25 protein-coding genes and 2 pseudogenes are annotated in these 24,596 nt (G+C 41.2%); 24 read left to right on the top strand and 3 right to left on the bottom strand.

Annotation, left to right across the window (positions count from 1 at the left end; translation table 11 throughout):
• The first annotated feature begins 7 nt into the window (after positions 1 to 7).
• The 17 genes and pseudogenes from ACZ49W_RS05450 to ACZ49W_RS05370 all read left to right on the top strand — a co-directional run bounded on the left by ACZ49W_RS05450 (position 8) and on the right by ACZ49W_RS05370 (position 15,153).
• Entirely contained in the window at positions 8 to 319 is a 312-nt protein-coding gene (locus ACZ49W_RS05450) for a metal-sulfur cluster assembly factor (protein WP_464814313.1), read from the top strand.
• A gap of 11 nt (positions 320 to 330) precedes the next feature.
• A complete protein-coding gene (locus ACZ49W_RS05445) occupies positions 331 to 1,257 on the top strand; it encodes a glycosyltransferase family 2 protein (RefSeq protein WP_464814312.1) in 927 nt (308 codons plus the stop codon).
• A gap of 74 nt (positions 1,258 to 1,331) precedes the next feature.
• On the top strand, positions 1,332 to 2,186 hold the full coding sequence (gene rfbD / locus ACZ49W_RS05440) for a dTDP-4-dehydrorhamnose reductase (RefSeq protein WP_464814311.1): 855 nt from the start codon (positions 1,332 to 1,334) through the stop codon (positions 2,184 to 2,186).
• A 111-nt stretch (positions 2,187 to 2,297) separates the two neighbouring features.
• Complete coding sequence (gene cps2T / locus ACZ49W_RS05435) at positions 2,298 to 3,458, top strand: beta 1-4 rhamnosyltransferase Cps2T (protein WP_464814310.1); 1,161 nt, start codon at positions 2,298 to 2,300, stop codon at positions 3,456 to 3,458.
• Positions 3,448 to 4,386: a glycosyltransferase family 2 protein gene (locus ACZ49W_RS05430; RefSeq protein ID WP_464814309.1), complete on the top strand. Its 939-nt coding sequence runs from the start codon at positions 3,448 to 3,450 to the stop codon at positions 4,384 to 4,386. The genes cps2T and ACZ49W_RS05430 overlap by 11 nt, the downstream gene beginning before the upstream one ends.
• On the top strand, positions 4,383 to 5,189 hold the full coding sequence (locus ACZ49W_RS05425; protein ID WP_464814308.1) for an ABC transporter permease: 807 nt from the start codon (positions 4,383 to 4,385) through the stop codon (positions 5,187 to 5,189). The genes ACZ49W_RS05430 and ACZ49W_RS05425 overlap by 4 nt, the downstream gene beginning before the upstream one ends.
• Positions 5,189 to 6,355 (top strand): ABC transporter ATP-binding protein, encoded by a 1,167-nt coding sequence (locus ACZ49W_RS05420; RefSeq protein WP_464814307.1) that lies wholly within the window; start codon positions 5,189 to 5,191, stop codon positions 6,353 to 6,355. Before ACZ49W_RS05425 ends, ACZ49W_RS05420 begins: the two co-directional genes overlap by 1 nt.
• A 2-nt stretch (positions 6,356 to 6,357) precedes the next feature.
• Positions 6,358 to 7,617 (top strand): glycosyltransferase family protein, encoded by a 1,260-nt coding sequence (locus ACZ49W_RS05415; RefSeq protein ID WP_464814306.1) that lies wholly within the window; start codon positions 6,358 to 6,360, stop codon positions 7,615 to 7,617.
• Positions 7,610 to 8,833, top strand: a complete 1,224-nt coding sequence (locus ACZ49W_RS05410) for a rhamnosyltransferase WsaF family glycosyltransferase (RefSeq protein WP_464814305.1) — start codon at positions 7,610 to 7,612, stop codon at positions 8,831 to 8,833. Before ACZ49W_RS05415 ends, ACZ49W_RS05410 begins: the two co-directional genes overlap by 8 nt.
• On the top strand, positions 8,826 to 9,809 hold the full coding sequence (locus ACZ49W_RS05405) for a glycosyltransferase family A protein (protein WP_464814304.1): 984 nt from the start codon (positions 8,826 to 8,828) through the stop codon (positions 9,807 to 9,809). Before ACZ49W_RS05410 ends, ACZ49W_RS05405 begins: the two co-directional genes overlap by 8 nt.
• Positions 9,810 to 9,811: 2 nt before the next feature.
• A pseudogene (locus ACZ49W_RS05400) lies at positions 9,812 to 10,105 on the top strand (glycosyltransferase family A protein); the annotation flags it as partial.
• Positions 10,106 to 10,293: 188 nt separating this feature from the next.
• The gene (gene tnpA / locus ACZ49W_RS05395) at positions 10,294 to 10,695 is read left to right on the top strand and encodes an IS200/IS605 family transposase (protein ID WP_464814303.1); all 402 of its coding nucleotides are present in this window, start codon (positions 10,294 to 10,296) and stop codon (positions 10,693 to 10,695) included.
• On the top strand, positions 10,692 to 11,801 hold the full coding sequence (gene tnpB, locus ACZ49W_RS05390; protein WP_464814302.1) for an IS200/IS605 family element RNA-guided endonuclease TnpB: 1,110 nt from the start codon (positions 10,692 to 10,694) through the stop codon (positions 11,799 to 11,801). The genes tnpA and tnpB overlap by 4 nt, the downstream gene beginning before the upstream one ends.
• 313 nt (positions 11,802 to 12,114) lie before the next feature.
• Positions 12,115 to 13,041 (top strand): glycosyltransferase family 2 protein, encoded by a 927-nt coding sequence (locus tag ACZ49W_RS05385; RefSeq protein ID WP_464814301.1) that lies wholly within the window; start codon positions 12,115 to 12,117, stop codon positions 13,039 to 13,041.
• Entirely contained in the window at positions 13,022 to 14,431 is a 1,410-nt protein-coding gene (locus ACZ49W_RS05380) for a DUF2142 domain-containing protein (protein WP_464814300.1), read from the top strand. Before ACZ49W_RS05385 ends, ACZ49W_RS05380 begins: the two co-directional genes overlap by 20 nt.
• 43 nt (positions 14,432 to 14,474) lie before the next feature.
• Entirely contained in the window at positions 14,475 to 14,615 is a 141-nt protein-coding gene (locus tag ACZ49W_RS05375) for a hypothetical protein (RefSeq protein ID WP_464814299.1), read from the top strand.
• Positions 14,593 to 15,153, top strand: a complete 561-nt coding sequence (locus ACZ49W_RS05370) for an LPXTG cell wall anchor domain-containing protein (RefSeq protein ID WP_464814298.1) — start codon at positions 14,593 to 14,595, stop codon at positions 15,151 to 15,153. The genes ACZ49W_RS05375 and ACZ49W_RS05370 overlap by 23 nt, the downstream gene beginning before the upstream one ends.
• Positions 15,154 to 15,221: 68 nt before the next feature.
• Here ACZ49W_RS05370 and ACZ49W_RS05365 read toward each other — a convergent pair.
• From ACZ49W_RS05365 to murT, 3 genes and pseudogenes are all read right to left on the bottom strand, one after another.
• Positions 15,222 to 15,410 (bottom strand): annotated as a pseudogene (locus ACZ49W_RS05365) (ISL3 family transposase); the annotation flags it as partial.
• A 215-nt stretch (positions 15,411 to 15,625) separates the two neighbouring features.
• Positions 15,626 to 16,414 carry a lipid II isoglutaminyl synthase subunit GatD gene (gatD, locus tag ACZ49W_RS05360; RefSeq protein ID WP_464814297.1) on the bottom strand — a complete coding sequence of 263 codons (789 nt, stop codon included), beginning with the start codon at positions 16,412 to 16,414 and terminating at the stop codon, positions 15,626 to 15,628.
• A 1-nt stretch (position 16,415) separates the two neighbouring features.
• Positions 16,416 to 17,756 carry a lipid II isoglutaminyl synthase subunit MurT gene (murT, locus tag ACZ49W_RS05355; RefSeq protein ID WP_464814296.1) on the bottom strand — a complete coding sequence of 447 codons (1,341 nt, stop codon included), beginning with the start codon at positions 17,754 to 17,756 and terminating at the stop codon, positions 16,416 to 16,418.
• A 103-nt stretch (positions 17,757 to 17,859) separates the two neighbouring features.
• Between murT and cdaA the strand changes: the two genes are divergently transcribed.
• The 7 genes from cdaA to ACZ49W_RS05320 all read left to right on the top strand — a co-directional run bounded on the left by cdaA (position 17,860) and on the right by ACZ49W_RS05320 (position 24,559).
• On the top strand, positions 17,860 to 18,711 hold the full coding sequence (gene cdaA / locus ACZ49W_RS05350) for a diadenylate cyclase CdaA (protein WP_464814295.1): 852 nt from the start codon (positions 17,860 to 17,862) through the stop codon (positions 18,709 to 18,711).
• Positions 18,704 to 19,681, top strand: a complete 978-nt coding sequence (locus tag ACZ49W_RS05345; RefSeq protein WP_464814294.1) for a CdaR family protein — start codon at positions 18,704 to 18,706, stop codon at positions 19,679 to 19,681. Before cdaA ends, ACZ49W_RS05345 begins: the two co-directional genes overlap by 8 nt.
• Before the next feature lie 57 nt (positions 19,682 to 19,738).
• Positions 19,739 to 21,091: a phosphoglucosamine mutase gene (gene glmM, locus ACZ49W_RS05340; RefSeq protein WP_464814293.1), complete on the top strand. Its 1,353-nt coding sequence runs from the start codon at positions 19,739 to 19,741 to the stop codon at positions 21,089 to 21,091.
• A gap of 219 nt (positions 21,092 to 21,310) precedes the next feature.
• Positions 21,311 to 22,444: a radical SAM family heme chaperone HemW gene (gene hemW / locus ACZ49W_RS05335; RefSeq protein ID WP_464814292.1), complete on the top strand. Its 1,134-nt coding sequence runs from the start codon at positions 21,311 to 21,313 to the stop codon at positions 22,442 to 22,444.
• Between the two features lie 4 nt (positions 22,445 to 22,448).
• Positions 22,449 to 23,198 carry an acyl-ACP thioesterase domain-containing protein gene (locus ACZ49W_RS05330; RefSeq protein ID WP_464814291.1) on the top strand — a complete coding sequence of 250 codons (750 nt, stop codon included), beginning with the start codon at positions 22,449 to 22,451 and terminating at the stop codon, positions 23,196 to 23,198.
• On the top strand, positions 23,173 to 23,946 hold the full coding sequence (locus ACZ49W_RS05325) for a TIGR01457 family HAD-type hydrolase (protein ID WP_464814290.1): 774 nt from the start codon (positions 23,173 to 23,175) through the stop codon (positions 23,944 to 23,946). Before ACZ49W_RS05330 ends, ACZ49W_RS05325 begins: the two co-directional genes overlap by 26 nt.
• The gene (locus tag ACZ49W_RS05320) at positions 23,936 to 24,559 is read left to right on the top strand and encodes a TIGR01906 family membrane protein (protein WP_464814289.1); all 624 of its coding nucleotides are present in this window, start codon (positions 23,936 to 23,938) and stop codon (positions 24,557 to 24,559) included. The genes ACZ49W_RS05325 and ACZ49W_RS05320 overlap by 11 nt, the downstream gene beginning before the upstream one ends.
• The last annotated feature ends 37 nt before the right edge of the window (positions 24,560 to 24,596 follow it).

Genomic DNA, 24,596 nt, shown 5'->3' with positions numbered 1-24,596 from the left:
AAAGAAAATGGAAACAGCAAATCTAAAAGAGCAAATCATGGAGCGCTTAGAAAATATCATTGACCCTGAGCTTGGTATTGATATTGTCAATCTCGGCTTGATTTATGATGTGCGTTTAGAAAAAAGTGGTTGGGTGGAGATTGATTTGACCCTAACCACCATGGGATGCCCCTTAGCAGATTTGATTACAGACCAGATTTACGAGGAATTAAAGGGCCTTTCTGAGGTGAAAAAGGTTGATGTTAAGCTAGTTTGGAGTCCAGCTTGGACCACAGAACGACTCAGCCGTTATGCGAGGATTGCCCTAGGGATTCGCTAGAAAGGAAGAAAATGAAGACGCTATCTTTGGTTATTCCTTGTTACAACGAAGAAAAGACGATTACTCCTTTTTTAGCAGCTGTTCAGGCTATTGAGGTAGCCATGTCTGAGGAAGTAGTGTTTGAGTACTGGTTTATCAATGATGGTTCAAAGGATGAGACCTTGTCTATTTTAAGAGACTTAGCACAGACGACCTCTAATATTCACTACCTCTCCTTTTCTAGAAATTTTGGCAAGGAAGCGGCTCTTTTAGCTGGGTTAGAAGAGGCAAGGGGTGATCTGGTGGCGGTCATGGATGTGGATTTGCAAGATCCGCCAGACCTCCTGCCTGAAATGTATGCCAAGATTCAAGAAGGTTATGATGTGGTCGGAACTAGACGTGCGGACCGCAAGGGAGAACCAGCCCTTCGTTCCTTGTTTGCCAAAGGCTTTTACCGTATCATCAATCGCATCTCGGACACAGAGATGGTGGATGGCGCAAGAGATTTTCGACTGATGACCAGACAGGTCGTGGATAGTATTTTGGAGCTGGGTGAGGTCAATCGCTTTTCTAAGGGGATTTTTTCATGGGTGGGTTACCAAGTGACCTATATCAGTTATGATAATCGTGAGCGTATCGCAGGGGAGACGTCTTGGAATTTTTGGCAATTATGGCGCTATTCTTTGGATGGTTTTATCAACTTTTCCGAGGTTCCGCTTAATCTCTCCATGTGGGCAGGTGCTCTTTCTTTTGTGGCTTCGATTCTTGGGATTTTATTTGTCGTGATTCGTAAACTGACGGTAGGCGGTAGTGTGACGGGTTGGGCCAGTCTGGTGTCGCTTATCCTCTTTATTGGAGGCCTTCAACTCTTGAGTCTTGGGATTATTGGCAAATATATTGCAAAGATTTTCCTAGAAACCAAAAAACGCCCTGTTTATATCATCAAGGAAAAGGGTTAGGTTTATGCCTTTCAATGGAAAAAATGCTGGCTTTAGTGTAGAATGAAAGAAAGAAGAACAAAAGGAGATCAAGCATGATTTTAATCACAGGTAGTAAGGGGCAGCTAGGGACAGAGTTGCGTTATCTTTTGGATGAGCGAAACGAAGAGTATGTAGCGCTTGACGTAGCTGAGATGGACATCACCAACAAGGAGCAGGTGGATAGCGTCTTTGCGCAGGTCAAACCTAGCCTTGTTTATCACTGCGCAGCCTACACAGCCGTGGACGCTGCTGAGGATGAAGGAAAAGAGCTAGACTACGCCATCAATGTGGTGGGAACAAGACATATCGCTGAAGCCTGTCAAAAGTGGCAGGCGACCATGGTTTATATCTCAACCGACTATGTTTTTGATGGGGAAAAGCCTGTCGGAGAGGAGTGGGAAGTGGATGATGTTCCAAATCCACAAACAGAGTATGGTAGAACCAAGCACCTGGGCGAAGAAGCGGTTAAGGAGCTGTTGAGCGACTATTACATTATCCGGACGGCTTGGGTCTTTGGGAACTACGGCAAGAACTTTGTCTTTACCATGCAACAGTTGGCAAAAACACACGACACCCTCACCGTGGTCAATGACCAACATGGTCGTCCGACTTGGACCAGAACCTTGGCGGAGTTCATGACCTATTTAGCTGAAAATCGTAAGCCCTTTGGCATCTATCATTTGTCCAACGATGCTGCAGAAGATACGACCTGGTATGATTTTGCTGTCGAAATCCTAAAAGACACCGCTGTTACGGTTAAACCTGTGGATTCTAGCCAATTCCCAGCCAAGGCTAAACGCCCATTTAACTCCACCATGAGTTTGAAAAAGGCAAAAGAAACAGGCTTTGTCATTCCGACTTGGCAAGACGCTTTACAAGAATTTTATAAACAAGAGAAAAAATCATAAGATAAAAACGAGCAGGCTTAGGCTTGCTCCTTTTTACTTTACGGGTAAGACTAGCCCCAGCAAGGGATTTTATGGTATAATAGATCTAATTGTATGGAGAATGAAATCAAGATGACACAAGATATTTTCATCATCGGAAGTCGTGGATTGCCAGCCAAGTATGGCGGTTTTGAAACCTTTGTGGAGGCTTTGGTCACCCATAGAGTGTCCGACGAGATCCGCTACCATGTGGCCTGTCTTAGCGAGGATAAAGCAAAAGTCCCTTTTTCCTATCAGGGGGTGGCTTGTTATCCGATTTATGTGCCGACCTTTCTCGGTCCAGCGCGTGTAATTGCTTATGATCTCAAGGCGATTGCTCTTGCTCTTGATTGGATAAAGGAACGTCAAGTCGAGCATCCCATTTTTTATATTTTAGGCAACACCATTGGGGCTTTTATCGCACCTGTGGCCCATCAGATTCATCAAATAGGCGGAAAACTCTATGTCAATCCAGATGGTCTAGAGTGGCAGCGTTCCAAGTGGTCTAAGCCCGTCCAAGCTTATCTCAAATACTCAGAAAAAAAGATGAGCCAAGTAGCTGATCTCCTCATTTGTGACAATAAAGGCATTGAGACCTATATAGCGCAGCAATACCCTTGGGCAAAGACGACCTGTATTGCTTATGGGACGGACTTGACAGCGTCGTCACTTGATGCAGCTGATACAGTCGTCCGACAATTTTTTGAGAAATGGCAGACCAAGGAAAAGGGATACTATCTGATTGTTGGGCGTTTTGTACCAGAGAATAACTACGAAACCATGATTCGAGAGTTTATGGCTTCGTCTACAAGGAAGGAACTGCTGATTATCGCCAACCATGAGGGCAATCCTTATGTGGATGTCTTGAAAGAGCGGACCCATTTTGACCAAGATAAGAGAATCAAGTTTGTGGGAACGGTCTATGAAAAGGACCTGTTAAAGTATATCAGAGAGGCTGCTTATGCTTATCTTCATGGTCATGAGGTTGGAGGGACCAATCCGGGACTTTTAGAAGCCTTAGCGCAGACGGATCTCAACTTGGTTTTAGGGGTTGATTTTAACCAAGAGGTCGCTAGAGAGACTGCCCACTACTGGAACAAGGATGAAGGGAGCTTAAGTCAATTGATTGACCAAGTAGATGAGGGTGGCTCTTTTGAGAGCTTGGGACAACAAGCCAAACAACATATAGCTCACAACTATACTTGGGAAAAAATTGTAGCAGAGTATGAGGAATTATTTTTAAATGAAGATTAATATTCTCTTGTCCACCTATAATGGCGAGAGCTTTCTAAGAGAGCAAATCGAAAGCATCAGACAGCAGACGGTGAGTGACTGGCAGCTCCTCATTCGTGATGACGGCTCTAGTGATGGCACACTTTCCATTATTCAAGAATTTGTGGATAAGGATAATCGCATCCGTTGGATCAATCCAGATGATTCGACCAATGTTGGGGTGATTAAGAGTTTTTATAGCTTATTGAAACATGAAGCAGCAGACCTCTATTTTTTCAGTGACCAAGATGATATTTGGTTAAAGGATAAACTAAGCAAAACCCTACAGACAGCTGAGACTTACCCCGTGGATGTGCCGCTTTTGGTTTATACCGATTTGCGCGTGGTTGATCAAAGTTTAGCGACACTCTCAGAAAGTATGATTAAAAGCCAGTCCGGTCATGCCAATACCAGCCTTAGACAAGAGTTGACGGAAAATACTGTGACCGGAGGGACTATGATGATTAATCATGCCTTGGCGCAGAAATGGACAGTAACAGAAGGACTCCTCATGCACGACTGGTATCTGGGTCTTTTAGCTGCGGCTTTAGGCAACTTGGTTTACCTCGATGAAGTAACAGAACTATATCGTCAGCATCAAAGCAATGTCTTGGGGGCGAGAACCCTTAGAAAACGCATGAAAAATTGGATCAAGCCCCACCGCTTGATTGAGAAATATTGGTGGCTCATCAACGCCAGTCAAAGGCAAGCGAGATATTTGTTGGAGTTTGAGCTCACCTTAGAAAATAAAAAACTGGTCGAAGCCTTTGTCACCATTTTAGATCAGCCCTTAGCCACTAGATGGCGCTATCTAAAGGACTATAAACTCGCTAAAAACCGATGGTTTCATACAGTGGTTTTTAGGACGCTTGTACTAACCAAATTTGGGTATAAAAAGGAGAAAGAATGAACTTATTAAGTAAACGCAATCTCATCCTACTGAAAGAAATGGTCAAAACGGACTTTAAATTGAGGTATCAAGGAAGCTTGATTGGACATCTTTGGTCGATTTTAAAGCCCCTCCTGCTCTTTACCATCATGTATTTGGTCTTTGTTCGTTTTTTACGTTTTGATGATGGCACACCTCATTATGCTGTGAGTTTATTGCTTGGTATGGTAACTTGGAACTTTTTTACTGAAGCAACCAGTATGGGGATGTTATCCATTGTTTCAAGAGGAGATTTGCTAAGGAAAATTAGTTTTCCTAAGCAAATTATTGTTTTTTCATCAATTATTAATGCGGCCATTAACTATTCAATTAACTTAATAGTTGTTTTTCTCTTTGGCTTAATCAACGGTGTACCATTTACGGCTAATATTTTTATTATTATTCCCTTATTTATAGAGTTGTTATTCTTTTCAACGGGAATTGCTTTTATTTTAGCGACTTTATTTGTAAAATATAGAGATATGGGCCCTATTTGGGAAGTCATTCTTCAAGCAGGCATGTATGCAACACCGATTATCTACTCTATTACTTACATTATTCAACGAGGACATATGGGAGTTGCCAAAATAATGATGATGAATCCTATAGCACAGATTATTCAGGATTTACGTCACTTTATTGTTTATTCTGGAGCGACGATTTCTTGGGATATGTTTCAAAATAAATGGTTCACTATCATTCCTTATCTCATTTCTCTTGTTATGTTTGGTATTGGATACCTTGTCTTTAAGAGAAATGCCAAGAAGTTTGCGGAGATTTTATAATGTCAAAAAAAGAAATTGCTTTAAAAGTAGAACATGTGAGTAAATCCTTTAAACTTCCTACGGAGAGTACTCAAAGTCTTAGAACCAGTTTAGTCAACTATTTTAAAGGCATCAAAGGATATAAAGAGCAGCATGTTTTAGATGATATTTCCTTTGAAGTTGAAAAAGGAGACTTTTTTGGAATTATAGGAAGAAATGGTTCTGGAAAGTCAACCTTGCTCAAAATTATTTCTCAAATCTATGTTCCAGAAAAAGGAAAAGTAACAGTCAACGGTAAACTAGTACCGTTTATTGAATTGGGAGTAGGTTTCAACCCTGAGTTGACTGGGCGAGAAAATATTTATATGAATGGTGCTCTTCTAGGATTTTCTCATGAAGATGTAGACAGCATGTATGATGATATTGTTGACTTTGCAGAACTGCATGACTTTATGGATCAAAAATTGAAAAACTATTCCAGTGGTATGCAGGTGCGCCTTGCTTTTTCAATTGCCATTAAAGCGCAAGGTGATATTTTGATTTTAGATGAAGTCTTAGCCGTTGGAGATGAAGCTTTTCAGAGAAAGTGTTTTGATTATTTTGCAAAACTCAAGCGAGAGAAAAAGACCGTTATTTTGGTGACCCACTCTATGGAGCAAGTTCAACGATTTTGTAACAAAGCCATGTTGATTGATAAGGGGCATAGAACTGAAATTGGAACTCCACTTGAAATTGCAACAATTTATAAGGAATTAAATGGTATCACTGTTCAAAAAGAGAAAGAGAACGAAGTCGATAATCAGTTAATTTCTGTTGAGGCAGATTTTAAAAATCATGATGATGAAAAACTGACATTTGACTTTATCACCTACTTTAAGGAAGTGATAGATGATCCTGTTTTGACTTTCACCATTCACCGTGACCAAGGGGAGCTACTTTATAGATGGACTTCTGATGAAGAGGTGGAAGGTGAGGTAACGATCATTCAAAATCGAGTGCATTTGTCTTTTGAAATTCAGAACATTTTTCCGAATGGGAAATTTACTACGGAATTTGGGGTCAAATCACGAGATAGATCTAAGGAATATGCTTTATTTAGTGGCATTGTTGATTTTGAATTAATTAATCGTGGAAAATCAGGAAATAATATTTATTGGAAACCAAAAGCGAAAGCTGAATTAAGTTAAAAATGACAAGATTAAACTTACAGAAGAAAAAAATACTCCTTACCCATATTTGGATGAGAGGCTTTGGGGGAGCTGAAATCAATATATTAGAATTGGCTACTTTTTTGAAGGATAGAGGGGCAGATGTGACTATTTTTACCTATCTATTGAAAGAACCAATGAAAACGGTAATACAAGAAAGAAAGATAGATGTTACGACGAACTTAAATGATGTGAAACTGTCATCATATCATTATGTTTTTGTGTCACAAGATATTGTACCGACTTCTTTGGTTAAATCTTTATCCAATGAAAACGAGTCTCTCCCTCAGTTTATTTTTTTACATATGGCAGCTTTAAAAGAGTATGTTTTGGAACAACCTTATATCTACCAGTTGGAGGAAAAGATTTCCTCGGCAACATTGGCTATATCCCAAGAAATTATTGATAAAAATCTGTTCAGGTTTTTTAGAGAAATCCCACAACTGATTTTTTATCCTAATCCAGTTCCTCCAGAGTATTTTCAGGAAACCAATCAGAGAAATATAGCTGAATTGAAAAAAATAGCAGTCATTTCAAACCATCCTCCCCAAGAAGTTAAAGAATTAAAAAACTATCTTGAAGCTCAGGGAATAAGTGTTGATTATTACGGTGTATGGTCAAATACTTATGAACTGATTTCACCAGAATTATTGAGTAGTTATGATTGTGTTGTAGGGATAGGAAAAAATATTCAATATTGCCTTGCTATGGGAGTTCCTATTTATGTTTATGATCATTTTGCAGGTCCAGGATATTTAAATGAGGAGAATTATGAATTGGCTTCTTATCATAATTTTTCAGGAAGAGGTTTTGAAAAAGAGAAGAGAACTTCCAAAGAGCTTGCAGACAATATTATTTCTGGTTTTCAAAGTGCCTTGATATTCCAAACATCTCGTCAAGAAGAATTTAGGGAACGATTTTCATTGGAGAAAGTATTAGAATCTTTATTTGAAATTTTGGAAAAAGAAGTTCCTAAGCATATTTTTCTGAGCAAAGAATATGTTAACTATGTTGAAGCTATGAATATTTTGATAGAGAAATCACTGGTACGTTTAGAAAATGATGTTTCTAATTTATGGAAAGCGGTTAATGAATGTAGAGAAGCCGTCTCTGATTATGAAAGAGATAATAAAAGTTTAGCAATAGAACTAAATGAAATAAAGACTTCTCGCTTTTATCAATATTTTCAAAAATGGCAAAAAATACTAGAAAAATTTAGAAAGAGTGAGAAAAGTGTTTAATAAAATTGTGCGAGTGTACAAAACGGAAGGCGGACGAGCGCTAGTTCGAAAACTCAGAAATCGTCTAGTCCATAATTCTAAAGAAGTTCAATCTAGGATTGACATGAATCATATCCCTCTTATGCCTCAGTTTGACGATGTGATTCAGGCAGATTATATCAATCATCCGTATCAAAAACCAGCTAAACTGAAAAAAGAAAAACTTAACATTGCTTGGGTAACGCCTCCTGTTGGTCCTGGTGGTGGTGGGCACACGACTATTTCTAGGTTTGTGAAGCATCTAAAGGCTCAAGGGCACCAACTGACTTTTTACCTTTATCGAAACAACACTATTAATCAATCTGCTAAGGAAGCTCAAGATATTTTTGAAAAATCTTACGGCTTAGATGTTCCTGTTAAGGAAATGGCAGAGTTCGAGGGGGAAGATGTTGTTTTTGCGACAAGCTGGGAAACAGCTTATGGAGTTTTCAACCTAAAGGGAGATAATCTACATAAGTTTTATTTTGTACAGGATTTTGAGCCCATTTTTTATGGGGTCGGGTCACGCTATAAGTTAGCAGAAGCGACCTATAAATTTGGTTTTTATGGTATTACAGCTGGGAAATGGTTGCCAGAGCGCATCAAAGAGTATGGAATGGAAGCGGATTATTTTGATTTTGGAGCAGATATTGATATTTATCGTGCTAAAAAACCGCATTATAAAAGGAAGCAAATCTGTTTTTATGCTAGAGCCCATACCGATAGACGTGGTTTTGAAATTGGTGTGATGGCGTTAAAGCTATTTAAAGAGAAACATCCTGATTATGAGATTGTCTTTTTTGGTCAATCTATGGCTGCTTATGCGATTCCATTTGAGTTTATCGATAGAGGGATTTTAACCAAACAAGAGTTAGCTGAACTTTATCATGAAAGCATTGCTTGTTTGGTACTTTCTTTGACAAACGTCTCACTTCTTCCTTTGGAATTGCTGGTTGCTGGTTGCGTCCCTGTGATGAATACAGGGGAGAATAACACGCTTGTTTTGGGAGATTGTCCTGATATTGTTTACGCTGAAGCTTATCCATCAGATTTGGCGGAAAAACTAGGTCAAGTTGTCGAAAGAAAAGATCTCAATTCTTTAGCAGATAAAATGGGAGATCGCTATCATACTGCTTCATGGGAAGAAAGCTATCAAAAAGTCGAAGCAATTATTTGTCGTGAGGTGTTAGATGTCTAATTCTATCAAAGCTACGGTTTTTATTCCTGTTTATAATGGAGAAAATGACCATTTAGAAGAAACATTGACGGCGCTCTATCAGCAAAAAACGGATTTTTTATGGAACGTTTTGATTACGGATTCAGGTTCCCAAGATCGTTCTGTTGAGATTATCCAACAGTTTTCTAAGCAATATAATAATCTCACTTTGCTTGAAATTCCTAAGAGTGAGTACTCTCACGGAGGTACTCGGCAAATGGCAGCAGAACGAGCATCAGGGGAAATCATGGTTTATCTGAGTCAAGATGCAGTTCCTTATCGAAAAGATTGGTTGCAAGAAATGGTGGCGCCCTTTGCTCTAAGTCCAAGTATTGTGGGAGTTGTTGGCAAGCAAAAACCCAGAATATCTTGCTTTCCAGCCATGAAGTATGATATTGAAGCTGTCTTTAACGAGCAAGGGGTCGCAGATGCTATCACACTTTGGACGAGAGAAAACGAGGAGTTTAAAGGAAAATATACCAAAGAATCTTTTTATAGTGATGTATGTTCAGCAGCGCCACGAGAATTTTTGGTGAATGAAATAGGCTATCGTCCAGTTGCCTACTCAGAAGACTATGAGTATGGCAAGGATATTTTAGATGCTGGCTATATCAAGGCCTATACATCAAAGGCAGTTGTTGAACATTCGAATGATGTGTATCTTCGTGATTATAAAAAAAGAATTTTCGATGAAACCTATAACGTGCGTCTAAATAGTGGGGTAACAACGCCAATTTCTTCGATGACGGTTTGGAAACAAACGATAAAAGGTGGCTTGAAAGATACTCCTAAAATTTTAAGAGACAAGGATTATTCTTGGAAACGAAAACTTTATTGGTTGGTTATGAATCCTCTTTTTCATTTAGAAAAATGGAGAGGGATCAGATTAGCGAATCGTGTATCTTTAGAGATAGATACATCAGAATATTCTTTGGAAAAAGCGAAAAGTAAGGATTAGATATGACATTAAACCACACGTTTATCATCTCAGCTTACGGGGAAAGCCCGTATTTAGAGAATTGTATTCGTTCATTAAAAGAGCAGACCAAACAGTCAGAAATCTTACTTTATATTTCAAAGCCCAATGATTATGTGAGGAATTTGTGTCGAAAGTATGAGATTGTAATGAAAACTGGAGGCGGTGGTGGGATTGGCCCAGACTGGAATCGAGCGTTTTCCTTTGTGACAACAACTTACGCTACGATAGCTCATCAGGATGATCTTTATGAAAAGTCTTATGCTGAAAAAGTGATGCAAGCATTTAACCGATAGCACGTAATTCCCCCACCTCTTAGGTGGCGGGATGTAAGTGCTTCGGTCTAGTGCATGGCTGTATGCCCTGCGCGTGACCGACAAAGAAGAAACATTAGACCAAGCTTGACTTGTCTTTTTCGTTGTGTTATTCTATAATCAGTTACTAAACTGAAAGAATAATCATATCAATGAAACTAGATACAAATGCACATTCAGTCTTTCTTCTTCACTACCACCTTATTCTAGTAGTGAAATATCGTAGACAAGTGTTCACTGATGAAATTTCTGAACGTGCTAAAGAAATATTCGAGTATATCGCCCCTCGTTATAAAATCGAATTAGTTGAGTGGAACCACGATAAAGACCATGTTCATATTCTCTTCAAGGGGCAGCCTAAGACAGAAATGAGTAAATTCATCAATGCCTACAAATCTGCGAGTAGTCGACTACTCAAAAAAGAGTTTTCAGTTATTCGTCAACGGTTGTGGAAAGAAATGTTCTGGTCACAATCATTCTGCCTCCTATCAAGTGGCGGTGCTCCAATTGATGTCATTAAGCAGTATATTGAAAATCAAGGACAGAAAAAATGACCATTAGACAGAAATCTTATAAATTTCGCCTATATCCCAACCTTGATCAGCGCATTATGTTTGCGAAAACATTCGGTTCATCTCGTGCTATCTGGAACATGATGCTTGCAGATAAAATCAAGTATTATGAGGAGACAGGGAAAACGCTCAGAAACACACCGGCTCAGTATAAGAAAGAGTTCCCTTGGTTGAAAGAAGTTGACAGTTTGGCACTTGCCAATGTTCAACTCAACTTGCAAAAAGCTTATAAATCATTCTTCAATTCTGGATTTGGCTTTCCTAAATTCAAGTCAAAACGTCACCGTCAGTCTTATCGCACAAATAACCAAAACGGGACAATAGCTGTTTCTGAAGGGAAAGTCAAGCTCCCTAAAATTGGTTGGGTGAAATTAGAACAGCATCGTCAAATGAGTGGTACGATTAAGAGTGCGACGATTTCTATGTCAGAGACTGGGAAATATTATATTTCTATTCTTTGTGAAAGCGAGGTTTGTCCTCTTTCAAAAACGGGTTTGTCTGTTGGGGTTGATTTGGGTATTGAACATTTTGCTATTTTGTCAACAGGTGAAAAGGTTGGTAATGAGCGGTTTTTGAAAACCTTATCTAAGAAATTAGCTAGGGAACAGAAAATCTTATCTCGTCGTGCTTTGGTGGCTAAGAAGGCGGGTAGGAAACTGTCTGAGAGTGCTAATTATCAAAAGCAGCGCATAAAGGTTGCAAAAATACATGAGAAAATTTCCAATAAGCGCAAGGACTTTCTGAATAAGCTCAGTACAGAACTGGTCAAGAAATATGATATTATTTGTGTTGAGGACTTATCGAGTAAAAACCTGATGGCTAACCATAGGTTATCTAAGGCTATAGGTGATGTCTCATGGTCTGAATTTGTGAGAATGTTGGAATACAAGGCGGAGTGGTACGAGAAACAAGTATCAAAAATCAGCCGTTGGTATCCATCATCTCAACTGTGTTCAGAGTGTGGGTATCATTCGGGTAAGAAACCCCTCAATGTTAGAAACTGGGTATGCGAGAATTGCGGTTCTTGCCATGATAGGGACATCAATGCGAGTATCAATATCCTAAACGAAGGATTGAGGCTAGCCTAATCATAAATAAATGAACCGTAGGAACTACGGGGATAGCTTGGTAAACTAGTGTAACCTCTGTTGGTTAGTCAGCTAATCAATAAGTCTGCACTCTACCCAAGAAGCCCCTACCTCTTAGCGTATGCGTAGGTAGGGGTGGTTCACCAGATGAACTCAATAGAAATCAACTCTCAGAAAAAGAAAAAAACAAGTTGAGCAAGATTTAAAATTGGTTCAATATGATATTACAATTGGGCAATATTATCTCAAAAAAGACAAATACTTTTTTATTCTAAAGTGAGTTTAGTGATTGTATTAATAAGAAAGGAAAAAAATGAAAGAAAAAATTGCTGTTCTACTTCCAGCCTACAATGAAGAATTGACGATTCAAAAAGTGGTACAGGATTTTAAACAAGTCTTACCCGATGCAGATATTTACGTCTATGATAATAATTCAAAAGATAAGACTTCAATTTTAGCTCAAGAAGAGGGAGCTATTGTCCGATTTGAATCTCGTCAAGGAAAAGGGAATGTTGTTCGGTCAATGTTTCGTGAAATTGATGCTGATTATTATATCATGGTGGATGCGGATGATACATATCCAGCAACAGAAGTGGAAAAGTTACTTGCTCCTTTACGACAAGGAAAGGCAGATATGACCATTGGTGATCGTTTGTCAAATGGGACTTATGCCAAGGAAAACAAGAGAGGCTTTCACCAATTTGGAAACAATCTCGTTAAGTCGCTCATTAACCGTTTATATAAGGGAAATTATAACGATATTATGACTGGTTATCGAGGGTTTAACCGTCTTTTCGTCAAAACGTTTCCTGTTTTATCTCCAGGATTTGAAATTGAAACGGAGCTGTCTATTCATGCTTTGGATAAACGTTTTCGTTTGGTTGAGGTGCCGATTACTTATCAAGATCGTCCAGAAGGAAGTGAGTCGAAACTTAATACCTTTTCAGATGGCTTTAAAGTTCTAAAAACAATCTTCAATCTTTTTAAAGATTATAAGCCATTCTTATTTTTCAGTTGTTTAAGCTTGGCTTTCTTTATCCTTGGTCTAGGGGTGGGAATTCCAGTTATTAGCGAATTTACTAAGACAGGGTTGATTGATAAATTTCCGTCAGCCGTTTTAGCGACAGGCCTTATGATTTTAGCTGCTTTATTCTTTACAGCGGGTTTGATTTTAGATACTATCGTGAGACAGCATAGAATGCAGTATGAGTTAAAGGTTTATGATTATTATGAGAAATAAAGATAGACAGCTAAAACCAGAATATTTTTTCTTAACCCTTGTTTTCACTATTGGCACGTTGTTTTTATTTCTTTTTCCTCCTATGACAGCACCAGATGAGCATGGGCATTTCTCAAAATCTTATGCATTTGCTGAAGGAAAAATTATTCCCTATTACAAAGATATTGGTCAACATCAAACTTGGGAAGAGTATGGATTTGACTTACCAGAAGGAATAAAAAAGTTGAATGAAAATGCACTAGATGTGGATTTTAATGAAACTCATCCTTTTCAATACAAGAGTTTGAAGACAGGGACTTTTACGACTAAAACAAGAGTTTTTAATGGCTTAGGAGGACAATTAAATTACTCTTTTGTCCAATATATTCCACAAATTGTGGGTGTTTATCTGAGCAAGCATTTTACGACGAATCTTTTAACGATCTATTTTGTGGCTAGGTGTGTTAACTTTTTAGTGTATGCTTTGCTTGTCTTTTATGCAATTCGACTGACTCCTTATGGAAAATGGGGGATGGCCTTTTTAGGGCTAAATCCTATGTCCCTTGAATTAGCTACTTCTACAAGTGGTGATGGGTTTACGAATGCGGCGAGTTTTTTCTTTATCGCTCTGATATTAAATTTAAGTGCGAAGGAAACTTTAACGTTTAAAAAATTACTTCCGTCATTCTTTTTATTCATTCTTCTTGTTCAAATGAAGCCAACCTTAATTATATTCTCGCTCTTGTATTTTCTCATACCTAATAAATCTTTTCCTTTTTTGAAGAAAATTGGATATGGAGTAGTGGTGTTGGGAACGGCATTAGCATGGTATGTGTTGTGGGGAAAACTATTTCCAAATCAAGATATAATGTATAAAGATTTTGCCTATCCTAGTCAGCAAGTCTTGTGGATAAGGCATCATTTGATTGATTTTATTGCTGTTTTCAAACAAACTGTGATGACCAAAACTGAATTTTTATTACATTCTTATAGTGGAAAATTTGGATTATTGAATCGTAATATTCCTTACTGGTGGAGTTTAGGTTACTATTTTATTGTTATCGCTAGTGTACTCATTGAGTCCAATAAATTAAAGATTTCTTTATTTGGGCGTTTCATTTCGTTGGTTACTTTGAGTGGTTATGTCATTTTGAATTTTATAGCTCTTTATCAAATTTGGAATCCTGTGGGAGCACCTGTAATTAATGGCTTACAAGGACGATACTTTATTGCTTCAAGCATACTTGCGTTGATTATTTTAGGGAATAATCATGACCTTTTAAAACAATCGGGATTTATAAAAGGATTGAAGTATGGTTTGATAATATTATTCCTTATGTTTTTAGGAGCAACCAGTTTGTTTTTAGTAAAATCTTATGGCTTTTTGGCCCTTTGTCCACTATACAAGTAGAATTTGACAAGGTGTAGGAACAGTTATTCTAGAATCATAGAAAATGCTTTCTTTATTGGCCTTTATCAGCTTTAGTGAATCGGTTTTAGCTAAAGACGCGCCTAATCTTCTCCTCGCTAATGGTCATGAGTTGCGTTTTGTGAGTCAGGTAGATGCCTTTTTTGGCTTATCAAGTAGCGGATGAGGATTGGAGTAGCGAGATTGTCGGCAAGGCTTCATCAGGCCAGTTGTTCAACTTGAATGTTTATCCGATCTTGCTTCAATCAAGCTTGGTGAGGGTGAAACAAGTTCCAAGTGAAGACCTGATTTTTGAAAAGCCGTCACTCTCATTGTCTGACCTTCTTCCAGAACATCAAATGGGTTCGGATGCGAATCTTATCGATCAGACCATCTTGACTCCAGAAGAAGCTAAAGCACTGATGACAAACAAGGCTGACGAGATGGAAAAACAACCAAACCCAGAATTTACTGGTGAAGTTGATCCAGTGAGCGGTAAGTTGGTTGTTCAAGGTGGTAACGGTGTTTATGCTGTTCTTTCAAATGAAGAAGCAGCTCTTGCTACTCTTCTTGGTATCTCTAAAGATAAAAAAGAAGCGAATAAACCAGCTGCTGAAAAGAAAGAATTACCAAAAACGGGTGAAGCTTCAACTAGTCTTGCAACAGTGATTGGTGTGATGTCAGTTGCTGCAGGTGCTTACGGACTTCGTCGTAAAGCAAACTAATCTTTTGGATTTATGGTAGGGTAATAAAACTGACTCACTGCCAATTGTAGTGGGTGGCTTATCAAAAAGGAGAAGACCAGCTTGGCCTTCTCCTTTTTGAGGTTTAAAACGATGAGCATTTTAGTTTTGAAGTTTCTACATTCAAAAATCTGCCGTTTGCTCTCTTTGATGAGTTTGTTTGTGGCTTCAAGTTTGGAGTTGGAATAGGGTCATTCAAGATCATGTGTAATATAGGTTTGATAGGATTTAAAGGTCCGTAAATAAAAGATGTTTTGTGACAATTACGGCTGTCCTTTTCTCCGCACATTATTATAATCTACCTACTACAGTTGACACTGTGCCTTTTTCATCATGAACCTTTTAAGAACGAAACAAGGACCCTGACCCTCTTGAAATGAGGAACAAGGCCCTTGCTGAATCTTTTGTTATTTCAGTGTCCTGACAGAAAGCAGATTAGAATGCATCAACGTGTCTATCCCTCAAAATCTGCCTTGCTCTTAACATCTCCGACTTCCTCTGCGGTTTCTTCCGCGAGGATGTCTTGATAAAGTGGGAGCTTGATATCTTGTCCGTATTTATTTTTGAGGGCGGTGGTGACTAAGCGGTAGGCGAGGTTAGGATTGCGTGAGAGCAGGGGACCATGGAAATAGCTACCGTAAACATTCTTGTAATGCACGCCTTCGGTGCCGTCTTCCTTGTTATTGCCACAGCCATAGACGACGCGTCCCAAGGGTTTTTCGTCCTCAGATAGGAAGGTTCTGCCTTGGTGATTCTCAAAGCCGTAGTAGGTTTCGTCAAATTCTTCGTTGTAGATTTTGATGTCACCGATGAAGCGGTTGTGGTCTTGATTGAGGGTATAATGTCCCATGACACCGATGCCTTCGATGCGCTCTCCATTTGACTGGATATAGTATTGTCCTAGGAGCTGAAAGCCACCGCATATTCCTAGGATGACCTTATCGTTTTGGATAAAGGTATTAATAGCCTCACGCTTGGAGGGAAGATCCTTGGCGACGATGGATTGCTCGAAATCCTGCCCCCCTCCAAAGAAAACCATATCATAATCATCTGGGTTGAAATCATCTCCAATCGATACGATGTCAAAGGTCATGTGAGCGCCTAATTTTTCACCAACGTGTTTGATCATCAAGACATTACCATTATCCCCATAGGTATTGAGGAGATCGCCGTAGAGATGGGCGACGCGCAAGCTATAAGGAAGGGATTCTTGAACAGTGGATTGCAGGGAAATATAAGTCATCTTAGACCTCCTTTTGGATCACATGTTGCTTAGCTAGGATTTCGCGCAACTCTAGCATGGCGGTGTAAGTCGCTAAGATATAAGCGTGGCTACTATCTTGATGCTTAATCTTTTCGATCAAATCAAGCAGACTCGTGGCGACTGCAATCTTGTCTTTGTCGTAGCCGGTGACCCGTAAGCGTCTTGCAATTTCAGCACTTCTGACCCCTCCGGCAAAGATTTGTGTGATAGGCATATCGGTAATGCTTTCAAAATGCGCGTCCCAAATCCAGCTAGTATCGATACCGTCAGCGTAGTTGGCGTTGAGGAGGACCGATAAACTGAAATCATAAGGAGCAAGTCTAATCATCTCAAGCGCTTGAGTCGCACCGACAGGATTTTTAATCAAAACAAGGGTACAGTCTTTGTCCCCTATTTTAAAGGTTTCTTGTCGTCCAAAGACCGCCTTACTTTTTTCAAACCCTTTTTTGATGATGGCAGGATCGACCCCTAAAAATTCAGCGATAGCGACACTAGCTAGGGCATTGTAGATGTTGTAAAGCCCACCGATATTGATCTTGTAATCCTCACCATCAATGCGAAACGTTGACGACGTATTGGTCACATCAAGCAAGTCCGTCAAGCGATAGTCTAGTGTCGGACGGCTAAAACCACAGTTTTCACAGATATAATCTCCCAAGTTAGCATAGGTATTGACACGATATTTGAGAATATGGTGGCAGTTGGGGCAAAGGATGCCTTCGGTATTGTAGTGGGCAGGCTTAGGCGCTTCTTTTTCAAGATCAAAACCGTAATATTTGACGGGGTTTTGGATGCTTGATGGGTGAAAGAGTGGACTATCGCCATTGGCAAGAATGGTCGCTTGTGGCGCACTTTTTGCCCCGTCTAAGAGAAACTGGTAAGTGGTATAAATCTCTCCGTAGCGATCCATCTGATCTCTAAAGATATTGGTAAAGACAAAAAGGCTAGGCGTGAGATAGCGGGTAATCTTAGGCAAGCTTGCCTCATCGATCTCAAGGACAGCAATCTTTTTACCAGATTTTCCGGACTTTGCGGTCAAAAAGGTGGATGTGATCCCCGTGATCATGTTTGCCCCACTCGGATTGGTCACGACCTCTCCAAAGGCTTCTTTTAAGATACCGACGGTTAGAGCTGTGGTGAGGGTCTTGCCGTTTGTCCCTGTGATGACCACGATTTCATAATCTTTGGAGAGACTTTTTAAGAGATCAGGGTCAATTTTAAGGGCAATCTTACCAGGCAGGGTCGAACCACGCCCCAGTTGTTTTAAAAGCAGGTGGCTGGTGCGTCCTGCTAATTTTGCTAAGGTAGTTTTCATAGTCATAGTGCTATTTTATCATAAAATTTAAGTTATGATACAGAAAAACTATCGAGAAAATGGTATAATGAAGAGTATGAGTAGTTTGTAAGAAGTAGAGGTTTGGTCTATGACCTATTGGATGACAGTGGATCCCAAGTTCTGGTCGAGCTTGGTGGCAAATCCATGGACAACATTTATCAATATCGTTGATATTACACTGGTAGCTTATCTGATTTATCGATTTATCAGAGCCTTGGCTGGCACCAAGATTATGTCTTTGGTGCAAGGGGTTATCTTGTTTGTTTTGGTGCGTTTTGTGGCGGAATTTTTAGGCCTCACCACCATTACTTGGTTGATGAATCAGGTCATCACTTACGGGGTGATTGCAGGGGTCATCATCTTTGCTCCTGAGATTCGGACTGGACTAGAGCGTTTTGGGCGTACGCCCAATGTTTTTATGCCGACTCAGTCCATGACAGATGAGGAGCGCATGATTGATGCCTTTGTCAAGTCAGTGGCGTATATGAGCCCTCGAAAAATCGGGGCGCTGATCGCTGTTGAGCGCGCCCAGACCTTGCAGGAATATATGGCAACAGGGATTCCGCTTCATGCGGATATTTCCAACCAGCTTTTGATTAACATCTTTATCCCCAATACCCCTCTTCATGACGGGGCGGTCATCGTCAAAGGGAGTGAGATTGCGGTTGCCAGTGCTTATCTGCCCCTATCGGAGTCGAGTCATATCTCTAAGGAGTTTGGGACCAGACACCGGGCAGCGATTGGTCTGTCCGAGCAATCGGATGCCTTTACCATCATTGTATCAGAAGAGACTGGCGGCATCTCGGTGGCTTATCAAGGGGAATTTTACCATGATTTAACCTTGGAAAATTTTGAGGCTTTGCTTCGGATGACCTTTATCTCTGAGCAAAAGGAGAAGAAATCTTTCCTTTCACGATTCAAGGGAGGTTCGCATGACTAAGATTAGGCGTTTATTTTTAACCAAACTCAGTCTAGCTTTGGTGTCTTTAGGTCTCGCCATCTTGCTCTTTTTGACTGCGACATCAGCCAATTATAGCAATAAAACCAACCAAGTGGATAAAACGACAGTCGAGACTTACTCCCACACGCTAGAGCATGTGCCGATTGACATCAAGTATGATACGGATAAGTATTTTATCAGCGGCTATTCTTACGATGCGGAAGTTTATTTGACCTCAACCAATCGGGTTAAGCTGGATTCTGAAATCAATCCTGATACCAGAAAGTTTAAGCTCGTTGCAGATTTAACACGGGTTTCAGAAGGCACCACACGGGTTAATCTGGAAATCAGGGATTTGCCATCTGATTTGACGGCCACCATCTCGCCCACCAGCATTTCAGTGACCGTTGGGCAAAAAAAGAGCAAGACCTTTAAGCTAGAATCTGACCAAGCTAAGGTTAAGCTGGCAACAGGTTATGAGCTGACCTCGCTTTCCCTATCGGAAAAAGAGGTCAAGGTCACGAGTGACGAAGCGACCATTGATCAAATCGACCATGTGGAAGCGAGGCTCCCAGAGGACAAGACCCTTTCTGCTGATTACGACGGACAAGCAACCTTGCAGGCTGTTTCAGCAGATGGTAAGGTCTTACCAAGTATCATCGAACCTGCCAAGGTCAAACTCTCAGCCAAGGTCAGACCCATCACCAAGACCGTTCCCTTGAAGGTCGAATTGGTCGGAAAACTCGATGAGAATCTCTCCAACATCCTGTATAAACTGGATCAAGAGCAGGTAAAATTGCAAGGCAGTAGAGAGTTACTTTCTGACATCAATGAAGTAACGGTTAAGCTCGATACCACAGGCATTACCAAAGACGGCACGAGACTGGTCGATGTTTCTAGTCAGTTGCCAGAAGGGGTGAGCGTTGACCCTGAGCAAGTCGGAGTCAAACTCACGGTTATCAAAAAATAATACAAAATAGAATAAGGAAACTAAAGGAGGAAGTGCAAGCAAGCACATCAAAACATTATGGGAAAATATTTTGGAACAGATGGTGTTCGTGGGGAAGCTAATGTTGAGTTGACCCCAGAGTTGGCCTTTAAGCTAGGCCGTTTTGGAGGCTATGTTCTTAGCCAACACGAAACAGGAAGACCGCGTGTCTTTGTCGCGCGTGATACCCGTATCTCAGGGGAGATGCTAGAAGCAGCTCTCGTAGCAGGACTCTTGTCCGTGGGGATTGAGGTCTATCAGCTGGGCGTTTTAGCCACGCCTGGGGTGGCTTACTTGGTGAGGACCGAGCAGGCGAGTGCTGGAGTCATGATCTCAGCCAGCCATAATCCTGCTAAGGACAATGGTATCAAGTTCTTTGGAAATGATGGCTTTAAGCTCAATGACGATGTCGAGCTTGAAATCGAGGCGCTTCTGGATGCTGATGAGGACCACCTGCCTCGCCCGAGCGCAGAAGGACTTGGTGTCTTGGTGCCTTATCCAGAAGGCATCCGCAAGTATGAGAAATTCTTGGTCTCAACAGGTATTGAGCTAGAAGGCATGAAAGTGGCCTTGGATACGGCCAATGGAGCAGCGGCGGCTTCTGCGAGAGATATTTTCCTTGATTTAGGAGCAGAGATTAGCTTGATTGGTGATGTGCCAAATGGCCTCAACATCAATGACAAGGTCGGATCCACTCACCCAGAAGCCCTCCAAGAATTGGTGAAAACAGAAGGTGCAGCCCTTGGTCTTGCCTTTGACGGGGATAGTGACCGCTTGATCGCAGTTGACGAGCGCGGTGAGATTGTTGATGGCGATAAGATCATGTTCATCATCGGAAAATACTTGGCACAAAAAGGTCAGCTAGAAAAAAATACCATCGTCACAACTGTTATGTCCAATCTAGGATTTCACAAGGCCTTGGATGCTGAGGGCATCAAAAAGGCTGTCACCGCAGTTGGGGATCGCTATGTGGTAGAGGAAATGAGAAAGTCTGGCTATAACCTGGGTGGCGAGCAGTCAGGGCATGTCATCATCATGGACTACAACACCACAGGAGATGGTCAGCTTACTGCCATTCAACTGACAAAAATCATGAAAGAAACAGGCAAAGCTCTTTCTGAATTGGCGGATGAAGTGACCATCTACCCACAAAAATTGGTCAATATTCCTGTGGAAAATAGCATGAAAGACAAGGCCATGAGCGTTCCTGCTATCGCAGCTGTTATCGCACGAATGGAAGAAGAAATGGCAGGCAATGGGCGTATCTTGGTCCGTCCAAGTGGTACCGAGCCTCTCCTTCGTGTCATGGCAGAAGCCCCAAGCCATGAGGAAGTCGATTATTATGTGGACACTATCGCAGATGTGGTCAGGGCTGAAATTGGTCTTGACTAAGGGACAAATGATGAAGAGGCTGGGGCAAAAGTACCCAGCTTCTATTTATTTCTAACTGCTGTTTTAAAGGCGCTAGTCATCTAGTGAGGCTAATGCGCTTGATTTTTCAAGCTTTTATCCCCTACTAGACCTTATGGAGGTGGGACGACAAAATCGAATTTCTTTGAAATTACCGATTTTTGTCCCACTCTCTCTTCAGTCTTATGGTAAAATAAGAACATGAAACAAAAACCAACCTCGGCTTATGTGCATATTCCTTTTTGCACCCAGATTTGTTACTATTGTGATTTTGCGAAGGTTTTTATTAAAAATCAGCCTGTGGATGATTATCTTGATGCACTATTGAGCGAATTTCGAGCTTATGATATCCATGAACTCAAGACCCTCTATATCGGAGGGGGGACACCGACCGCCATTACAGCAAAGCAGCTGGCTTATCTCCTTAGCGAGCTGACCAAAGAATTGGATTTATCCCATATGAAGGAGTTTACCATTGAGGCAAACCCTGGAGATTTGACACCAGATAAGGTAGCAGTTTTGAAAGATTCTGCGGTCAATCGGGTTTCTCTTGGCGTGCAGACCTTTAATGATCGTCATCTCAAGCAGATCGGCCGTAGCCACAATGAAGCCCAGATTTATAGCACCATTGATAGCCTCAAGGGCGCAGGCTTTGATAATATCTCTATTGACCTCATCTATGCTCTGCCTGGACAAACTATGGCGGATGTGGAGGAAAATGTGAGCAAAGCTTTAGCTCTTGATATTCCCCACTTGAGTTTATATAGTCTTATCCTTGAGCATCACACGGTGTTTATGAATCGGATGCGAAGGGGCAAACTCAATCTACCGACCGAGGATTTGGAGGCGGAGATGTTTGAGTATATCATTACCCAGATGAAGGCGAATGGTTTTGACCACTATGAGATTTCCAATTTTAGTAAGCCTGGATTTGAAAGTAGGCACAATCTCATGTACTGGGATAATGCCGAGTATTTTGGCTGCGGGGCTGGGGCTTCTGGCTATATTCACGGCATGCGTTACCGCAATCGTGGGCCCATCCAGCACTATTTGAAAGCCATCAAGGAAGACCGCCACGCTCGCTTGTCTGAGGAATATTTGACCAAAGAGGAGCAGATGGAGGAAGAATTTTTCCTTGGTTTGCGCAAGAAATCAGGCGTATCCATTCAGCGATTTGAAGAAAAATTCGGGGTTTCCTTTGAAGAGCGCTATGGTCAAGTGGTCAAAGAGCTAAGAGAAGATGGTCTTTTGTCCAAGGACAAAGACTTCATTCGGATGACCCAAAAGGGCCTCTTTTTAGGGGACACCGTTGCAGAAAAATTTATTTTGGAGTAAATCTATGGCAAGTGTATTTGAAATGCCTTATCAGGTGCCTTTTTTTCAGGCAGATAATAAACATCAGATGACCCTACCCAGTATGTTGTCTTTGGCCTTGCAGGTATCGAGTCTGCACTCGAAAAGTTTGGGGCGTAGCGATCAGTTTGTCTTTGAGACCTATGGCTTGGTTTGGGTGGTGACAGCCTATGATGTCACTATCCACCGTTTTCCGGTCTATGATGAAGCCATCACCATCAAGACGGTAGCCTATGCCTATAACAAATACCTCTGTTACCGGACCATTGAGCTCTTGGATGAAAAAGGCGAGGTCTTGGTCTTTATGGAGGCGACTTTTGCGTTGATTAACTTTGAAACCAGAAAGATTAGCCCAGTTCCAGAGGCGTTAATCGCTCCTTATCAGTCCGAGGCGATCAAGCGTATGAAACGCGGAGAAAGGTTGCCGACACTGGAGGGAGCAACAGCCTATCCGCTAGTCATTGATTATTTTGATTTGGATCTGAACAACCATGTGACCAATCACAAGTATGTGGATTTTTTCTATCGGCATTTGGACATGGCCTTTTTGGAGCGCCATAGTCCCAAGCGTTTGCTCCTCTATTACCATAAGGAGTTAAGAGCTAAGGACAAGGCCGAACACTTGGTCAAACAAGAAGGTCTGACCACCTTCCATGAAATCCGCTCAAGCAAGGGATTACACACACAAGCAAAAATAGAATGGAGAGAAGATGAGTTACAAGGGTTATTTGATTGATTTGGACGGTACGATTTATAAGGGCAATCATGTGATTGAAGCAGGGCGAGATTTTGTCTATGGCTTGCAAGAACGTGGCATCCCTTATCTCTTTGTGACCAATAATACTACTAGAACCCCTCAGATGGTGCAGGACATGCTGGCGCAGAAATTTGCCATTGAAACGCCTCTTGACACCATCTATACGGCAACCCTTGCCACGATTGATTATATGAATGACCTCGGATTAGATAAGACCGCCTATGTCATTGGTGATGTGGGGCTAGAGAGTGCGGTGCGTGAGGCAGGTTATATCCTAGATGAGGAGAATCCTGCTTATGTCGTGGTGGGCTTGGACTGGCAGGTGACCTATGACAAATTCGCCCTAGCGACGCTAGCCATTCAAAAGGGGGCTGTCTTTATTGGTACCAATCCTGACCTCAATATTCCAACGGAGCGCGGCTTGCTTCCTGGTGCGGGTTCCTTGATTGCCCTCCTAGAATCTGCGACACGTGTGATACCAACTATTATTGGCAAACCGCAAGCTATTATCATGGAAAAAGCCTTGGCGCATCTTGGCACAAAAAAAGAAGAAACCCTAATGGTTGGGGACAACTATCTGACGGATATCAAGGCGGGTCTTGATAATGGTCTTGCATCATTACTGGTGACGACTGGTTTTACCAGTCCAGAAGAAGTCCCTCATTTGCCTGTTGCTCCGACCCATGTGGTGGCGAGTCTTGCGGAGTGGTCTTTGGATGAAAATTAAGGGACAACTCTTGTTTTTATCGCTCTGGTGGCTGGCAATCTCGGTGGTTCTGACCCTTATTTTAGCTACTATCATTTACCCATTTGAGGTAAAAAACTTTGATTTGGTCCGTCAAACAGGGCTTTCTACAGCAACTTTACAGGCGAATTTTAGGCAGTTGATGGCGTATTTGACCAATCCTTTTGTGGCGCATTTGCAGATGGCAGATTTCCCTTCTTCGGTAAATGGACTCAAGCATTTTGAGGATGTCAAGCATCTCTTTTTACTGGCAGAAGGTCTTACTATCTTGGGGGCTTTTCCCGCGGTTAAGATTTGGCAAAAACGAAAAGAAGCGCCTCTCTTTTATGCTCATTGGTTTTCGAGGCTAGCGGTTCTGCCTTTTGTGTTCTTGGGCTTGTCAGCTCTTGTGGGCTTTGATACCTTCTTTATTTGGTTTCATCAGGTCTTTTTTGCGGGGGATACGACTTGGCTCTTCGATCCAGCGCTTGATCCTGTCATCACAGCGCTGCCTGAGGGGTATTTTCTCCATTGTTTTGTCCTCTTTTTTGTCATATTTGAGGGTGGTCTAGTCTTTTTGTTATGGTGGCAAAAGAGAAAATTGGTTAAGAAATGAGAAAAACGACCTTCTTCTATCGGTGTTTGACCGATGA

The sequence above is a fragment of the Streptococcus sp. STR1/CE/0325 genome (assembly GCF_055386095.1).
The sequence above is the reverse complement of the archived record's forward strand: the minus strand, read 5'-3'. Positions and strand labels throughout refer to the sequence as shown.

What these genes read in the sequence shown, in the direction of transcription:
- ACZ49W_RS05345 (WP_464814294.1), top strand. Translation starts at nt 18,704, where the DNA reads ATGACTAAGATTAGGCGTTTATTTTTAACCAAACTCAGTCTAGCTTTG.
- ACZ49W_RS05445 (WP_464814312.1), top strand. Translation starts at nt 331, where the DNA reads ATGAAGACGCTATCTTTGGTTATTCCTTGTTACAACGAAGAAAAGACG.
- murT (WP_464814296.1), bottom strand. Translation starts at nt 17,756, where the DNA reads ATGACTATGAAAACTACCTTAGCAAAATTAGCAGGACGCACCAGCCAC.
- glmM (WP_464814293.1), top strand. Translation starts at nt 19,739, where the DNA reads ATGGGAAAATATTTTGGAACAGATGGTGTTCGTGGGGAAGCTAATGTT.
- hemW (WP_464814292.1), top strand. Translation starts at nt 21,311, where the DNA reads ATGAAACAAAAACCAACCTCGGCTTATGTGCATATTCCTTTTTGCACC.
- ACZ49W_RS05430 (WP_464814309.1), top strand. Translation starts at nt 3,448, where the DNA reads ATGAAGATTAATATTCTCTTGTCCACCTATAATGGCGAGAGCTTTCTA.
- ACZ49W_RS05330 (WP_464814291.1), top strand. Translation starts at nt 22,449, where the DNA reads ATGGCAAGTGTATTTGAAATGCCTTATCAGGTGCCTTTTTTTCAGGCA.
- ACZ49W_RS05385 (WP_464814301.1), top strand. Translation starts at nt 12,115, where the DNA reads ATGAAAGAAAAAATTGCTGTTCTACTTCCAGCCTACAATGAAGAATTG.
- ACZ49W_RS05320 (WP_464814289.1), top strand. Translation starts at nt 23,936, where the DNA reads ATGAAAATTAAGGGACAACTCTTGTTTTTATCGCTCTGGTGGCTGGCA.
- cdaA (WP_464814295.1), top strand. Translation starts at nt 17,860, where the DNA reads ATGACCTATTGGATGACAGTGGATCCCAAGTTCTGGTCGAGCTTGGTG.
- ACZ49W_RS05450 (WP_464814313.1), top strand. Translation starts at nt 8, where the DNA reads ATGGAAACAGCAAATCTAAAAGAGCAAATCATGGAGCGCTTAGAAAAT.
- rfbD (WP_464814311.1), top strand. Translation starts at nt 1,332, where the DNA reads ATGATTTTAATCACAGGTAGTAAGGGGCAGCTAGGGACAGAGTTGCGT.
- ACZ49W_RS05375 (WP_464814299.1), top strand. Translation starts at nt 14,475, where the DNA reads ATGCTTTCTTTATTGGCCTTTATCAGCTTTAGTGAATCGGTTTTAGCT.
- ACZ49W_RS05405 (WP_464814304.1), top strand. Translation starts at nt 8,826, where the DNA reads ATGTCTAATTCTATCAAAGCTACGGTTTTTATTCCTGTTTATAATGGA.
- gatD (WP_464814297.1), bottom strand. Translation starts at nt 16,414, where the DNA reads ATGACTTATATTTCCCTGCAATCCACTGTTCAAGAATCCCTTCCTTAT.
- ACZ49W_RS05425 (WP_464814308.1), top strand. Translation starts at nt 4,383, where the DNA reads ATGAACTTATTAAGTAAACGCAATCTCATCCTACTGAAAGAAATGGTC.
- tnpA (WP_464814303.1), top strand. Translation starts at nt 10,294, where the DNA reads ATGAAACTAGATACAAATGCACATTCAGTCTTTCTTCTTCACTACCAC.
- cps2T (WP_464814310.1), top strand. Translation starts at nt 2,298, where the DNA reads ATGACACAAGATATTTTCATCATCGGAAGTCGTGGATTGCCAGCCAAG.
- ACZ49W_RS05325 (WP_464814290.1), top strand. Translation starts at nt 23,173, where the DNA reads ATGAGTTACAAGGGTTATTTGATTGATTTGGACGGTACGATTTATAAG.
- ACZ49W_RS05420 (WP_464814307.1), top strand. Translation starts at nt 5,189, where the DNA reads ATGTCAAAAAAAGAAATTGCTTTAAAAGTAGAACATGTGAGTAAATCC.
- ACZ49W_RS05380 (WP_464814300.1), top strand. Translation starts at nt 13,022, where the DNA reads ATGATTATTATGAGAAATAAAGATAGACAGCTAAAACCAGAATATTTT.
- tnpB (WP_464814302.1), top strand. Translation starts at nt 10,692, where the DNA reads ATGACCATTAGACAGAAATCTTATAAATTTCGCCTATATCCCAACCTT.
- ACZ49W_RS05415 (WP_464814306.1), top strand. Translation starts at nt 6,358, where the DNA reads ATGACAAGATTAAACTTACAGAAGAAAAAAATACTCCTTACCCATATT.